Annotated in this window: 11 protein-coding genes; 7 read left to right on the forward strand and 4 right to left on the reverse strand. The window is 62.6% G+C overall.

Annotation, left to right across the window (positions count from 1 at the left end; genetic code table 11):
* Positions 1-19: 19 nt before the first annotated feature.
* Together H146_RS0105225 and H146_RS0105230 are read right to left on the reverse strand one after the other, a co-directional pair.
* Positions 20-3,307: an AAA family ATPase gene (locus H146_RS0105225; RefSeq protein WP_019950811.1), complete on the reverse strand. Its 3,288-nt coding sequence runs from the start codon at positions 3,305-3,307 to the stop codon at positions 20-22.
* Positions 3,307-4,539 carry an exonuclease SbcCD subunit D gene (locus tag H146_RS0105230; RefSeq protein ID WP_019950812.1) on the reverse strand — a complete coding sequence of 411 codons (1,233 nt, stop codon included), beginning with the start codon at positions 4,537-4,539 and terminating at the stop codon, positions 3,307-3,309. Before H146_RS0105230 ends, H146_RS0105225 begins: the two co-directional genes overlap by 1 nt.
* A gap of 216 nt (positions 4,540-4,755) precedes the next feature.
* Here H146_RS0105230 and H146_RS0105235 point away from each other — a divergent pair, with 216 nt between their 5' ends.
* The 4 genes from H146_RS0105235 to H146_RS0105250 all read left to right on the forward strand — a co-directional run bounded on the left by H146_RS0105235 (position 4,756) and on the right by H146_RS0105250 (position 8,211).
* A complete protein-coding gene (locus H146_RS0105235) occupies positions 4,756-6,420 on the forward strand; it encodes an OpgD/OpgG family glucan biosynthesis protein (RefSeq protein ID WP_019950813.1) in 1,665 nt (554 codons plus the stop codon).
* Positions 6,421-6,503: 83 nt separating this feature from the next.
* A complete protein-coding gene (locus tag H146_RS18495) occupies positions 6,504-7,097 on the forward strand; it encodes a histidine phosphatase family protein (protein ID WP_019950814.1) in 594 nt (197 codons plus the stop codon).
* Positions 7,098-7,170: 73 nt separating this feature from the next.
* The gene (tpx, locus tag H146_RS0105245; protein ID WP_019950815.1) at positions 7,171-7,671 is read left to right on the forward strand and encodes a thiol peroxidase; all 501 of its coding nucleotides are present in this window, start codon (positions 7,171-7,173) and stop codon (positions 7,669-7,671) included.
* Positions 7,672-7,779: 108 nt separating this feature from the next.
* Positions 7,780-8,211, forward strand: coding sequence for an OsmC family protein (locus H146_RS0105250; protein ID WP_019950816.1), 432 nt, complete (start codon positions 7,780-7,782; stop codon positions 8,209-8,211).
* A gap of 228 nt (positions 8,212-8,439) precedes the next feature.
* On the opposite strand, the gene H146_RS0105255 is transcribed toward H146_RS0105250, so the two are convergent.
* On the reverse strand, positions 8,440-8,904 hold the full coding sequence (locus tag H146_RS0105255) for a hypothetical protein (protein WP_019950817.1): 465 nt from the start codon (positions 8,902-8,904) through the stop codon (positions 8,440-8,442).
* A gap of 78 nt (positions 8,905-8,982) precedes the next feature.
* On the opposite strand from H146_RS0105255, the gene H146_RS21250 reads away from it, so the two are divergent.
* A complete protein-coding gene (locus H146_RS21250) occupies positions 8,983-9,390 on the forward strand; it encodes a hypothetical protein (RefSeq protein WP_156826707.1) in 408 nt (135 codons plus the stop codon).
* Positions 9,391-9,545: 155 nt separating this feature from the next.
* Here the strand turns inward: H146_RS21250 and H146_RS0105265 are convergent, their stop codons facing one another.
* Positions 9,546-10,394 (reverse strand): aldo/keto reductase, encoded by an 849-nt coding sequence (locus tag H146_RS0105265; protein ID WP_019950819.1) that lies wholly within the window; start codon positions 10,392-10,394, stop codon positions 9,546-9,548.
* A gap of 572 nt (positions 10,395-10,966) precedes the next feature.
* Here H146_RS0105265 and H146_RS0105270 point away from each other — a divergent pair.
* Both H146_RS0105270 and H146_RS0105275 read left to right on the forward strand, forming a co-directional pair.
* Positions 10,967-12,289 carry an MFS transporter gene (locus H146_RS0105270; protein ID WP_019950820.1) on the forward strand — a complete coding sequence of 441 codons (1,323 nt, stop codon included), beginning with the start codon at positions 10,967-10,969 and terminating at the stop codon, positions 12,287-12,289.
* 210 nt (positions 12,290-12,499) lie between these two features.
* Complete coding sequence (locus H146_RS0105275; RefSeq protein ID WP_019950821.1) at positions 12,500-13,303, forward strand: SDR family oxidoreductase; 804 nt, start codon at positions 12,500-12,502, stop codon at positions 13,301-13,303.
* The last annotated feature ends 41 nt before the right edge of the window (positions 13,304-13,344 follow it).

The raw sequence follows: 13,344 nt of genomic DNA on the forward strand, positions 1-13,344 counted from the left end.
CACGCGGCCCGGCCGTCTGCTAACCCCGCAATACCCGGATTTCGCTCTGGCCGTTGCCGCAGGGTGAGATGTCGATACGGGTTGCGATACGCTCCTGCATCTCCTGAACGTGCGAGATGACGCCGACTCGCCGGCCCTGCGACTGTAGCGCATCGAGGGCGTCCATGGCCTGCGCCAGCGAGTGAGGGTCGAGGGAGCCGAACCCTTCGTCAATGAAAAGCGTTTCGATATTGAGCTGGTGGGAGGTCATCGACGACAGCGCCAGTGCCAGTGCCAGCGACACCAGAAAGGTTTCGCCACCGGAGAGTGAGTGTACCGAGCGCCGCTCGTCGGCCATGTCGGTATCGACCACCAGCAGCCCGAGCTCGCTGCCGCCGCGCTCCAGTCGGTAACGTCGTGCCAGTCTCTCGAGATGCAGGTTGGCGAATTCGATCAGCCGGTCGAGATTCCAGGCCTGCGCGATGCGGCGGAAGACGCGGCCGTCGGCGGAGCCGATCAGTCCCGAGATGCGCCCCCAGCGCGTCAGTTCTTCACGGCTGCGCTCGAGCGTTTGTTGAAGTTCGCTGGCGCGCTCCCGGCGGCGTTCGTCTTCACGCAGCGCATGGTTGGCCTCGTCGCGCGCCTGGCGGGCGGTTTCGAGTTGCTCGTGAAGCGTCCGTTGTCGTTCATCCAGGGCCTCGCACAGGGTGTCGCGCTGGTCAATCAGTTGTTGCGCGTCGTCCGGCAGCAGCTCGGTCCGGGCCGGCCGGTTACGACGGTGCTCGGCCAGCAGTTCGGCGCGCTCCCGGGCCAGCAGCCGGTTCTGGTCGCGTTGCCTGTCGAGTTCGGCAAGCGCCGCGGCAAGCTGGTGGTGGCGGACTTCGTCGACCGCCAGCAGCTCGCCGAGAACGTCATCGTCGATATCGTCATGCTCGGCGCGCCAGCGTCGGATATCGGCGAGCAGGGCGTCGCGATCGTGGCGCACGTCCTGCTGACGCTGGCTGAGGTCGGTCAACTGACGCTCGATCAGCGCCAGCGCCTGCTGGCGATCCTGTAACAGCTGGCGCGCCCTGTCGAGCTGACTGGCGCAGGTGTCGACCGCCGCTTCCAGCCGCTGACGCCAGGCGCTGCTGTCGGCATACTCGTCCAGCTGTGCGTCGAGCCATTCGTCGAGCTCGGCAATTTCGCGCTCACGGGGCGCCAGCGCTGTCTCCAGCGTCTCGCGCTGTGACTCCCCGTGATGCCGGTCGCGCTCCAGTCCGGCTTCCTTCAGCGCCAGTTGGTTGAGCCGCTCGCGCAGCGGCTGTTCGCGGCGAAGATCGGCATCAAACTGTGCAAGTTTTTTGTTCAGCGCGTCTTCTTCGCTGGCGAGGGTTTCAATGCGCTTGTGCAGCACCCGGTCGGGCTCACTTTCGGGGAGCGCATCGAAGGCGTCGCAGGCCCGCAGTGTCTGCTCGGCCGCGTGGGTATCGCTGGTCAGCCGTTCAAGCTGCTGACGGCGCTGCTCGATGCGGCTTCGCGTCTCTTCATCGCGCCCGCGCAGCCTGCGCCACTGTGCCTCATCGGCATCGCGCGCCCGGCGCAGCGTCTCGAGCTGGCGCTGCTCTTCCGCTTCGGTGGCCTTGAGCATGGCCTGTTCGGGTGTGGCGGGCGGCGCATCGTGCCAGGGGTGATCAAGGCTGCCGCATACCGGGCAGGGAGAGTCGGCCTCGAGTCCGGCGCGCAGTGCCGTCACGCTATCGCTGCGCGCGGCGCGCAGACGTTCCACCCGCTGCTGCAGGTCGCCGAGGGCGCGCTCCTGATGCGCGGCCCTGTCACCGGCACTGGCTGTTTCGACAGCGCCGGCATCCAGTGCGGCGCGGTCGCTGTGCTGCGCCTGCTCGAGCGGCGTCAACTGCGACATCAGCCGCTGGTACTGCTGATGCGCCTGACGCAGCGTTTCCAGCCGATGGCGCTGGTGACGTTTTGCCTCTTCTTTTTGGCGGGTCTGCTCGCGCCAGGCGTCGGGCGTATCGGCATCCTGTTGTGAATCCGCCCGACGCTGGCGCAGCGCCGTCAGCTCCTGCTGCGCTTCGGCCTGCATTTGGCGACAGTGTGCCAGGGCGCTCTGGCACGTTTCATTGTGGCTTTCAAGCCGCGCCAGCTGTTGGCGCTCGCTATCGATCCGGTCGGCAAGGTGCTGGCGGCGCTGCTCGGCTTCGGCACATGCTTCGATTCTCGGCAACTGCTGCTGGCGGCCGGCGCGTGTCGCACTCAGCGTCTGCTCGCAGCTGCTCGCGGCCTCGCTCGCGGTATTCCGGTCTGAAAGTGCCTGCTGATGCGCTATCTGTTGTTCGCGCTGCTGGTCATCGAGCCGTGCGAGCTGCCGGTCGCACTCCGCGCGCCGTTCAAACAGATGACGCTGCGGCGCCAGGGCATCGAGGCGCTGGCACAGGCGGCGCTCTTCGGCGCGCTCGGCAAGATCCGCTTCGGCGCTGCGCTGCGCCTCATCGGCGCTGCGCCAGTGGCGCTCAAGGCGGCGATCGCTGTCCAGCCACTGTTTTTCGGTTTGCAGGGCGCGGTCGCGCTGCTCGAACACGGCCAGCTGCTGCGCGCTTTGGCGGGCGTTCTCCTCCAGCGCGCGGCGCGCCTCGGTATCGGCCGGGGGCTGGTCGTCAAGGCGACTTTCGAGTTCGCGCACTTTCTCCTGACAGTCGCGCGAGCGCTGATAGGCGGCGATCGACAGACGCGAGTAGATGGTGGTGTCGGTGAGCTTTTCCAGCAGCTCGCCGCGTTGATTGTCATCGGCGCGCAGGAAACTGCCGAACTCGCTCTGCGCCAGCAGCACCGCACGGGTGAACTGATCGAATGTCAGCCCCAGTCGCTGCGGCAGCAGCTGGTCGAATTCGCGCTTGCGATCGGTGATCAGGGTTCCGTCGGGCAGGCTGATGAGCCGCTGCTCGGCGCCCTGAAGGCGTCCTGCGGCGCGCTGGCGAGCGCGTCGCACCTGCCAGACGGCGCGGTAGTCGTGACCATCGCAGCCGCGAAAGTCGACGCTGGCGTAGCCGCTGGTTTCGCCACGTCGCAGCAGGGTGCGCGGGTCGGCGGTGGTCAGTGTCTCGCCCGCCACATCGGGAGCGCTGGAGTCGCGCTGTGGCGCGCGACGCAGGCGCGGCGTATTGCCATACAACGCCAGACAGAGGGCGTCCAGCAGGGTGCTCTTGCCGGCGCCGGTAGGGCCGGTAATGGCAAACAGGCCGGCGTCGGCCAGCGGTTCGGTGGTGAAGTCGAGCGTCCAGGGACCGCCCAGCGAGGCGAGGTTGTGAAGTTGAATGGCCAGGATGCGCATCAGTCGTGTTCGCTGTCCTCGATTTCCTGCAGCAGGGTGTTGAGATCGTCCATGGCGCTCTGCGGCGGCGCCTCGTCGAACCGCTGCCGCCAGCTGTGGGCAAAAAGCTCGCCGGGCGCTGGTGTCTCGCGCGTGGTGGCGGCGGTGGGCCCCTCTTCGCTGCGCTGTAGCCGGGCCGACAGCGACACCAGCCTGACTGCGCGGTCGGCAAGGGCACGCTCGATGCGGGCGCGCAGGTCAACGCAGGGGCTGTCGAGGCGGACACGCACCTCGAGCCAGGGCCACGCCTCGCGCGGGGGGCTATCGCCATCGGCGGCGGGCAGGTAGGCCAGCGCCTTCAGCGTCTCTTCCAGCGGCGCCGGCCCGAGGCGCTCGAGCGCCAGCGGTGCCGGCACCGGCAGGCTGTCGACGCCGACCAGATGCTCGCCATCGAGAGTCACTTCCAGCACCTGGTGATGGTAGCCGGCTTCGGAGAAATCCAGTGCCAGCGGCGAGCCGCTGTAGCGCAGGCGCTCTTCGCCGACGCGCTGCGGCCGGTGCAGGTGGCCCAGCGCCACATAGGCAAACGACGCCGGAAACAGCGAGGCGGGCAGCGACTCCTCGCCGCCGATCACGATGGGGCGCTCGCTGTTGGCGGAGACGCTGGCGCCGCGCAGATGGACATGGCTCATGGCGATCAACGCCTGCCCCGGTGAACGTCGGCGCAGGCCGGCATCGAGCAGTGCTTCGTGCAGCCGGCTGGCGCCGGTCAGGTAGGGGTTGGCACTATCCTCGTCGCGCGCGCCGAGTTCGGAAGGGCGCACGAAGGGCAGCGCGAGACACCAGGCCTGCACCTCGCCGGCGGCATCGGTCAGCGGTATCGCCAGCCGGTCGCAGTCCGGCTGGCGGTCATGACGATAGTGCAGCCGTCCCAGGGCGTGAACGTTGAGCCGCGCCAGCAGCGGCGCAGGCAGCTCGATGCGGGCGCCGCTGTCGTGGTTGCCGGCGATCATCACGATGTCGAGCTGCGGCAGCCGCTCATGAGCGCTGACAAGGAAGTCATAGAGCAGCTGCTGAGCGGCCAGCGACGGATTGACCACATCGAAGATATCACCGGCGATCAGCAGGGCGTCAGGGCGGCGTGCGCTCAGGGTGTCGAGCAGCCAGTCGAGGAAACGACGCTGCTCGAAGTGGCGTTCGCGACCGTGAAAGCTCTGGCCGAGATGCCAGTCGGCGGTGTGGATCAGTTTCATACGACTCCGGCTGTCATGAGGCATTACAGGTGGCGTCTGCGGTATTGCGTTGCGCCATCCGGCAGGCGTTTGTAAGCCTGGGTGAACGATACTCCTCATCGTGCTCACGGATCTTCACTCGGCGTTACCCGTGTGGCCGTTCCTCGAGGTGCCGAGCTTCATCAAAGCGGTTAGGATGATGGCCTTCCAGGGGTTGCACAGAGGAATCATCCTGACATGGATCGAAGAACGCTACTCAAGGCATCTGCGGCGCTTTCAGCGCTGGGTCTTTCCGTACGCTCCGCATTTGCCGGTGCGGGCCAGCAAAGCGGTGAAGGTGACGGCGTCGCCGTGGCGCTGGACGAGCAGAGCACATCGTTTGACTACGACTGGCTCAAGTCGCACGCTCGCGAACTGGCCGGCAGCGCATGGCAGGATACCACTCAGCAGCTGCCCGATACCCTGACGCTCAACAATCTCGACCCTCGCGAATACTCCGCCATCAGCTACGCGCAGAATCATGCCCTGTGGTCGGATCTGGCCCGCGGTGATCTGCAGGTGCAGTTTTTCCATGTCGGCATGCAGTTCAATCAGCCAGTGCGCATGTATAGCCTGGTCGAGGGCCAGGCCCGTCAGATCCATTTTCTCCCGGAGCTTTTCACCTACGGCGATAGCGGCGTCGATGTCAGTCAACTGGAAGGGCACGATCTGGGCTTCGCCGGCTGGCGGGTATCGAAACGCCCTGATTTTTCGGCCTATGCCAACATCGTTGCCTTTCTGGGTGCGACCTACTTCCGGGCCATCGACAGCGGCGACCAGTTCGGTCTGTCGGCGCGCGGCCTGTCTATCAATACAGCCGTGTCGCCGCAACACGGGCCGGAGGAGTTCCCTTACTTCAGGGCATTCTGGTTCGAGCAGCCCGCTGCGCACAGTACACGCATGACGGTCTATGCACTGCTCGATTCGCAGTCGGCGACCGGCGCTTATCGTTTCGATATCGATATGCAGCAGGGCCGTGTGGTGATGGGTATCGATGTCAATGTCTATCCCCGTGAGCCGATCGAGCGGTTGGGTATCGCGCCGATGACCAGCATGTTCCTGACCGGTACCAGTCAGCGCATGCGTCGCGATACCATCGTGCCGCTGATTCACGACTCCGATCGGCTGTCGATCTGGACGGCGGAGGGGGAGTGGATCTGCCGCCCGCTCTACAACCCCGAGACCCTGCAGTACAACATCTTCAGAGACCACAATCCGCGCGGCTTCGGGCTGGTGCAGGATGACCACGAGTTCGCCAACTACCGCGATCCGGTCAACTACTACAGCGCTCGGCCCAGTCTCTGGTGCGAGCCCACCAACGACTGGGGCGAGGGCGGTATCGTACTGCTCGAACTGCCGACGCTGGGGGAAACGGTCGATAATATCGGCGCCTTCTGGCAGCCCTCTCAGCCTGTCGAGGCGGGCCAGGCGCTGCACTACAGTTACAACCTCTACTGGAGCCCGCGCCCTCCCGTCAAACCCTCTCTGGGCCAGGTCGACAAGACCTGGAGCGGCATGGGCGCGGTGCGCGACGGCTGGATTCCCGGTGAGCACAACCCGGAGACCTGGGCGAAGCGCTTTGCAATCGATTTCCGCGGCGAGCCGATCGCCAGCATGCCTGACGACGCCGACATCGGGGCGGTCATCAGCGCCTCCCGTGGCGAAACCCAACTGGTGTCGGTGACCCGACTGCGGGCGCCGCTCAATATGTGGCGTGCCCAGTTCGATTGGTATCCGCAGAGCGATTCAGTCGAGCCGGTAACGCTGCGGCTTTATCTCCAGCAGGGCGATCAGACCCTGAGCGAAACCTGGCTTTATCAGTTCGTGCCGCCGGCGCCTGCCAATCGCAACTGGAACGGCTGATTCCGCCATGGCCCCGGCGCTGTTCATCGGCGCCGGGGCGTCTACAATAAGTACTCTATTTTTTTCTACGGTACCCGGGATTGATGGCTGATCTTGCCCCGCGCCCCTTTGTATTCGTTCGTCACGGCGAAACCTTCTATAACCGCGCCGGTCTGGTTGCCGGGCGGCTGGATGTTGCTCTGACCCGTCTGGGCGAGCGCCAGGCGCGGGAAGCCGGTGAACTGTTGGGCGGCTTTCGCTGGTCATATATTGCCGTCAGCAGCCAGTTTCGCGCCCGCAAGACGGCGCGCCTGCTGCTGCCCGGTGCCCGCCTTCATTATCATGATGGATTGCGCGAGCGCGACTGGGGCGTGCTGGAGGGCGGGCCACTGCAGGCACCCATGCCCTATTTCGACGAGCCTGCACAGGGCGAGTCATGGGAGATATTCCGCAGCCGGGTGCTTGCGGCCCTCAATGCGGTGATCGAGCGCTACGAGTGGCCGCTGATCGTGGCTCACTCGGGCGTGTTTCGAGTGATTCGCCACGCCACCAGCGGCAGTCTCGACGGCCCGCGGGTCGGCAACGTTGAACCGGTTGTCTGTCAGCCGCCGGGGCGCCCCGGCGGTAACTGGGAGCTGCTATCCTGCTATCAGGAGCCCGAGGCGCTGAATTCGCTGACAGCACTTCGTCGTTGCTGAGTCGCTATCGGCGTTTCGCCACCTTACGGGCAGCACATACTCGCAGGCAGGAATTTTCAGGACGGTAGAGGTCATGACAAGGATTCTGCACGGTGAAGAGCATATCGATGTCGAAGGGCATTTTCCGGAAGTGGGTGAAACGGTGCCGCCCTTTACACTGACCGGTCGCGACATGGTCGATGTAGCGCTTGCCGATTACGCCGGGCAGCGCAAGGTGTTGTCGATCGTGCCCAGCATCGATACCGGCACCTGCGCTACGTCGGCGCGCAAGTTCAACGAGCGCGCTTCCGGGCTCGACAATACGGTGGTCATGGTCGTGTCGGCCGACCTGCCTTTCGCTGCCGGTCGTTTCTGCGCTGCTGAAGGGCTTGATCAGGTGATGACGCTGTCGAATTTTCGTCATCACCCATTCGCTCGCGACTTCGGTGTCGACGTTGTGACGGGGCGCATTCGCGGTCTATGCGCCCGCGCCGTAGTGGTACTGGATGAAAACGATCGAGTTCTGCACAGTGAGCTTGTCGATCAGATCAAGAACGAGCCCGATTACGAGGCGGCGCTGGCCGCATTGAAATAGTTGATCGGATCGAACTGGCGGTATAGCGGTTCTTCTGACTATGCTGTCAGGGCAATTCGGTAGTGGGCTATCGAATACAGTAATCCATGAATGTCACGGAGGATCATGATGGCGATTCAGAAGAAGGGTTCCGCAGAGTGGAAAGGTAGCCTCAAGAAGGGCAAGGGCGTCGTGTCGACCGAAAGCGGGGCGCTCAAGGAAAACCCTTACGGCTTCAACACCCGTTTCGAAGGCCAGCCCGGTACCAATCCGGAAGAGCTGATCGGCGCTGCCCATGCCAGCTGCTTCTCCATGGCGCTGTCGATGATGCTTGGCGAAGAAGATCTGGAGCCCGAGAGCATCAATACCGAGGCGACCGTGACACTGGATCAGGACGACAGCGGTTTCTATGTCAGCAAGGTCCATCTGCAGACCGTGGCAAAAATTCCCGGCGCCGACCAGACCGCCTTCGACCGCGCGGCGAAGAATGCCAAGGAAGGCTGCCCGATTTCACGCCTGTTCAACGCCGAGATCACGCTCGACGCCAAACTTGAAGGCTAAGGAAGCGCCGCATAAATCGCCGAACGAGATGAAGGGCAAGGCGCATGGAACGCAGAAGGCGAGACATAACATGGGGTTAGGCGAGTCTTCGACCGGGCTGGCGCACCAGTACCGCGCAACGTAGTCATTCGCTCGTGCAGGCATTTATGCAGTGGTTCCCTAATGCCTTTCGGCCTGAGTTGAACGCGAACAGCCCCGCTCTATGCGGGGCTTGTTGTATCCCACCCTTTATTGTCCTGAACCCTCGAGCCCCGGGCGGGAGTCGCTCGGGCAGATCAGATCATGAAAGACGTTGTGATAGCTGTTGGAGGAAATGGCAATCAGTACCAGATCATGGCCAACACGTCGCCAGGCATAGCCTTCGAAGCGGGGCAGGGCGTCGACAAGTCCTGGCGGCAACTGTGTGCTGCTGACTTCGGTTGGCACCATCTCTCCGACCCGGGGCTCATGGCCGGATACCCCGATGCGCTTGCAGCGAAAGCTGTCGCCATGGTACTGAACGACTTCGACAATGCGTACATGATTGACGCTGGGGCCGCTGTCAAGCCAGGTGACGACAACAGGGCCGTGCTGGCTGTCGATAATCTGTGTAAGGCTTGAGGAGACGGTGTCTCCCCAGGCGACGCCGCCCTCTGTCGCCAGCGATGCGGCGAGAAAAAGGGTAACGATGAAAACAAAACGTGCGGCAAGCACATCAACACTCCTGCTCTGGATCTGCAAACAGCAAGCCAATAATTTTCCGGGGCCCGTAGCGAATGCAGGACAGAGCCGATGAAATCCGGGCCGGCTTTGCAGAGGTATTTCGATCCGGATGTTGTTTTAAATGACGTATGCTACGTCAATGTCACCAAATTTTGCAGCCTGAAAAACGATGACCTGGTGGTGACGAAAGCGGTGCCATCAAGCGCGCCGGATTCCGATTGCGGCTCAATGCATTACGCTGTCCTGCCCGGGCCGGATGATGCTGGGAGCCGGTGCAGTGCCGTATTTTTCGAAGTAGGCCTGACGCTGGCGCCATTCTATGAGTTGTTGCCGCCTTTTGAAGTCATAAAAACTCTCGCTGCGTGCCATGTCATCGGCTGCAACGTGAAAATCATGAGTCACCACTTTGTTACGGCGGCGGCTGGAGCGTCTGAAAATGCCCATGCTGTCTTCCTCCCTGCGACCACGTTGATATGACGTCGATCCTTCGCATCATCACACCCAGTGTAGTCTACAGGTTCCGCTAATGTTACAGCATGTGATCCTTTGCGGCATCAGGGTAAAGCTGCGACCCTCGCGAGCAGGGCCGGGGCAGGAAAAGGTTCAGGGATAGGGTGTTAAGCCGAAGTCCTTCAAACGATCCGGATCGAACTGCTTCCTTCGGGAAGCGGGAAGGCATCGTCAAGGCGCTCCAGCGCATCCTCGTCCAGTTGGATCTCGAGCGCTGCGGCGTTTTCATCCACGTGCCCGGGGCTGACGGCCTTGGGTAGCGCAATAACGTCGTCATCGCGCACCGACCATGCCAGCAGCAACTGCGAAGGCGTAATGTCGTACTCGTTGGCAATGGCGCGTACCGTTCTGTTATTAGCCAGACGTTTAAAGTCGCGTCCGCCCTGCGCCAGCGGGCAGTAGGCCATTGTAGGCAGGTCGTTACGCCTTTGTAGAGGCTGCAACCCCAGCTCTATCTCGCGAGAACCAAGGTGATAGAGCACCTGGTTGGCAGCGCAGCGCTCGCCGGCCTTGAGAGTGTAGAGCTCCTCGATGTCGTCGACGTCGAAATTGGAAACGCCAAAGGCGGCGATCTTGCCCTCGCGCTCCAGCTGTTCGAAGGCTTCAAGCGTTTCCGACAATCTTGTGCCACCGCGCCAGTGCAGTAGATAGAGATCGAGCTGCTCTACGCCAAGGCGTTTGAGTGACGCTTCACAGGCTGCAACCGCCTCATGACGGCCGGCATTGGAAGGTAGTAGCTTGGAAACCAGAAAGGCGTCATCGCGGCGTCCGCTGATCGCCTCGCCCACCACCTTTTCGGCTTCACCGCTGGCGTACATTTCGGCGGTATCGATCAACGTCATGCCGGCATCAAGACCGCGTCGCAGGGCATTGACCTCGTCCTGTCGAGGGTACTGTCCTTCACCCATGTGCCAGGTGCCCTGGCCGATGGCGGGAACGTCGCTGCCGGCGAGTCGAACATAGCGCGTCATGAGAGATTCTCTCCTGTCGACATGGCTTGTACTGACAATGCTTGTACTGATAATGATGGTTGATGTAAGCGAAGTTTGCCTGGTCAATGACGACATTGAGATGTCAGTCATCCGAAAGCGCGCCCGGCCTGGTCATGAAACGCCCGCCATCCCTGGCGGGCACCCTTCGGGGTCGTCGCTTGTGCGACGTTAAAAATCGTTCCCGACGATTGTTGATGCCCGCCATCCCTGGCGGGCACCCTGCGGGCCATCGCTTCGCGACGTTAAAAATCGTTCCCGACGATTTTTGATGCCCGCCATCCCTGGCGGGCACCCTGCGGGCCATCGCTTCGCGATGTTAAAAATCGTTCCCGACGATTTTTGATGCCCGCCATCCCTGGCGGGCACCCTGCGGGCCATCGCTTCGCGATGTTAAAAATCGTTCCCGACGATTTTTTCTGGTAAGCTGTTGCGCCGCTGAAGCGAGTCGTTTCCAACATTTTAGCTGCCGTTGTCGGCTTTTGCCGCAGGGTATGCCAGCCGCATGGCGATTCGCAGAACTGTCAACGTGCTCTCCCGCAGGCGATTTTGCAATGAACAACGAATCCACCGAAGACCACAATACATCGGCGGCCCGTCCGCTGGGCGCCAGGGATGTCAAAACACTGGGGCTCTCGGCACTGGGCGGTGCGCTCGAGTTCTACGATTTCGTTATCTTCGTCTTTTTCGCCAGTATCGTCGGGCGGCTGTTCTTTCCTCCCGACATGCCGCAGTGGCTGACGCTGGTGCAGACTTTCGGTATCTTTGCCGCCGGCTACATCGCCCGGCCCATCGGCGGTGTCGTCATGGCACACTTTGGCGACAAGGTGGGCCGCAAGAAGATGTTCATGTTCTCCATCATGCTGATGGCGCTGCCTACCCTCATCATGGGTCTTCTGCCCACCTATGCCACCATCGGCTATATGGCACCGATTTTGCTGCTCGTCATGCGTATGCTGCAGGGGGCGGCAATCGGTGGCGAAGCGCCGGGGGCCTGGACGTTTGTCACCGAGCATGTGCCGGCACGTCATACCGCCTTTGCCACCAGTACGCTCTCTGCCGGGCTGGTGGCCGGCATTTTGCTCGGTTCGCTGGTGGCGACCGGCCTCAATTACGCCATGAGCGCCGAGACGCTGGAGAGCTGGGGCTGGCGTCTGCCGTTTCTGCTGGGCGGGGTGCTGGGCTTTGTTACGCTTTACCTGCGTCGCTACCTGCACGAAACGCCGGTCTTTACCGAAATGCAGCAGACGAAAGCGCTCTCCGAGGAGCTGCCGATGCGTGCGCTGCTGCGCGACTACCGCAATGGTGTGGCAATCTCGATGATCGCCACCTGGCTTTTGACCGCAGCGGTCGTGGTCACCATCCTGATGGCACCGACACTTCTGGAAAGCTTTGCCGGTCTCGACCGCGGGCTGGTTCTGCAGGCCAACAGCGTGGCGATCGTCTGCGTGATCATAGGCTGCCTGGTGGCCGGCTGGCTGGCCGATCGCTTCGGCGACGGCATCATTCTGACCCTGTTCTGCGCCGGCCTGGGTATCAGTTTTTTCTGGTTCTTCTGGCTGATGCACCAGAGCACCGAACTGCTTTTCCCGCTCTATGCGCTGGTGGGGTTCTTCTGCGGCCTGGTGGGTATCGTACCGGCCATTGCGGTCAAGTCCTTTCCCGCCGCGATTCGTTTCACCGGTCTGTCGTTTTCCTATAACGTGGCCTACGCCTTTGCCGGCGGCTTCACGCCCATGGTCGTGACCTCATCGATCGAGGTATTGCCGATGTCGCCGGCCTGGTATGTCGCTCTGGTGATGCTGGTCGGCGTGGTGCTGGGGCTATCGCTGGCGCGCCGCCACTATCGCTATCGCAGCGCTGCCCCGGTCTCCTGAGGCCGAGGGGCTGCGGTGCTGCTGCAAGGGCCATGAGTTCGGCTCTTTTTTAGCGCTACGCCTTGTAGCGGTACTTTCTTGCACAAGTGCCGTTGCACGCCTTTCTCTTTTTATCAATGTGCCGCTTTCCCGGCGCCCGGTTATCGACCAGACTTGCGCTGACGGGTGCGGCCGTAGAGGCCGTTTTCATCGCAATACAGGGAGAGTTCGATGGATATTCGGCTGAATGGCAAAACGGCGCTGGTCACCGGCGCCAATCGGGGCATTGGCGCCCACATGGCGCAGGCGCTGGCCGCGGCCGGCGCCAATGTGGCACTGCATACCCGCAAACCGCGCGAGGACGTCAACGACCAGGCGCAGCGGCTGGCCGACGATTACGGCGTCGACACCACGGTGCTCAGCGGTGATCTGAGCGAGCAGCGCACTATCGACGAGATGTTCGAAGCCTTTGATCGCCACTTTGGACAGATCGATATTCTGATCAACAATGCCGGCTTCGAAAACGCTCACGCGCTGGAGGATATGCCGTTCGAGGACTGGCAGCAGCTGCTCGACGTCAATCTCAGCGCGCCCTTTCTGTGCTCGCAGCATGCCGCGCGGCGGATGAAAAAGGCCGGCAGCGGCGGCGTGATCATCAACGTGCAGTCGATTCACGACGATGTGACACGCAAGGGCGTGGCGCACTATAGCGTTGCCAAGGCAGGGCTCAAAATGCTCACTCGCGCTGCCGCCGTCGAATGGGGCGAGTACGGCATTCGCGTGGTCGGGCTGTCCCCCGGGGCGATCCAGACCGATATCAACCGCGAGGACAACGAGGCGCTGGGCATCGACAACATGAACAGCTGGATTCCGCTCGGCTTTATCGGCGAAACCGGTGATGTATCCGGCGTCACGGTGTTCCTCTGCTCCGAGCAGGCGCGCTATATCACCGGCACCACGCTCTACGTCGACGGTGGCTTCATGCACAACGTGATGCGTTACGATATGCGGCCGGATCACGATCTGGGGGTATAGTCACAGGCGCCCGGGCGGGCGCCTTGCGAAGCGTATTCGGC

This window comes from Kushneria aurantia DSM 21353, from assembly GCF_000382245.1.
In the GTDB taxonomy this organism is placed as follows: Bacteria; Pseudomonadota; Gammaproteobacteria; order Pseudomonadales; family Halomonadaceae; genus Kushneria; species Kushneria aurantia.

What these genes read in the sequence shown, in the direction of transcription:
- H146_RS0105225 (WP_019950811.1), bottom strand. Translation starts at nt 3,307, where the DNA reads ATGCGCATCCTGGCCATTCAACTTCACAACCTCGCCTCGCTGGGCGGT.
- H146_RS0105230 (WP_019950812.1), bottom strand. Translation starts at nt 4,539, where the DNA reads ATGAAACTGATCCACACCGCCGACTGGCATCTCGGCCAGAGCTTTCAC.
- H146_RS0105235 (WP_019950813.1), top strand. Translation starts at nt 4,756, where the DNA reads ATGGATCGAAGAACGCTACTCAAGGCATCTGCGGCGCTTTCAGCGCTG.
- H146_RS18495 (WP_019950814.1), top strand. Translation starts at nt 6,504, where the DNA reads ATGGCTGATCTTGCCCCGCGCCCCTTTGTATTCGTTCGTCACGGCGAA.
- tpx (WP_019950815.1), top strand. Translation starts at nt 7,171, where the DNA reads ATGACAAGGATTCTGCACGGTGAAGAGCATATCGATGTCGAAGGGCAT.
- H146_RS0105250 (WP_019950816.1), top strand. Translation starts at nt 7,780, where the DNA reads ATGGCGATTCAGAAGAAGGGTTCCGCAGAGTGGAAAGGTAGCCTCAAG.
- H146_RS21250 (WP_156826707.1), top strand. Translation starts at nt 8,983, where the DNA reads ATGAAATCCGGGCCGGCTTTGCAGAGGTATTTCGATCCGGATGTTGTT.
- H146_RS0105265 (WP_019950819.1), bottom strand. Translation starts at nt 10,394, where the DNA reads ATGACGCGCTATGTTCGACTCGCCGGCAGCGACGTTCCCGCCATCGGC.
- H146_RS0105270 (WP_019950820.1), top strand. Translation starts at nt 10,967, where the DNA reads ATGAACAACGAATCCACCGAAGACCACAATACATCGGCGGCCCGTCCG.
- H146_RS0105275 (WP_019950821.1), top strand. Translation starts at nt 12,500, where the DNA reads ATGGATATTCGGCTGAATGGCAAAACGGCGCTGGTCACCGGCGCCAAT.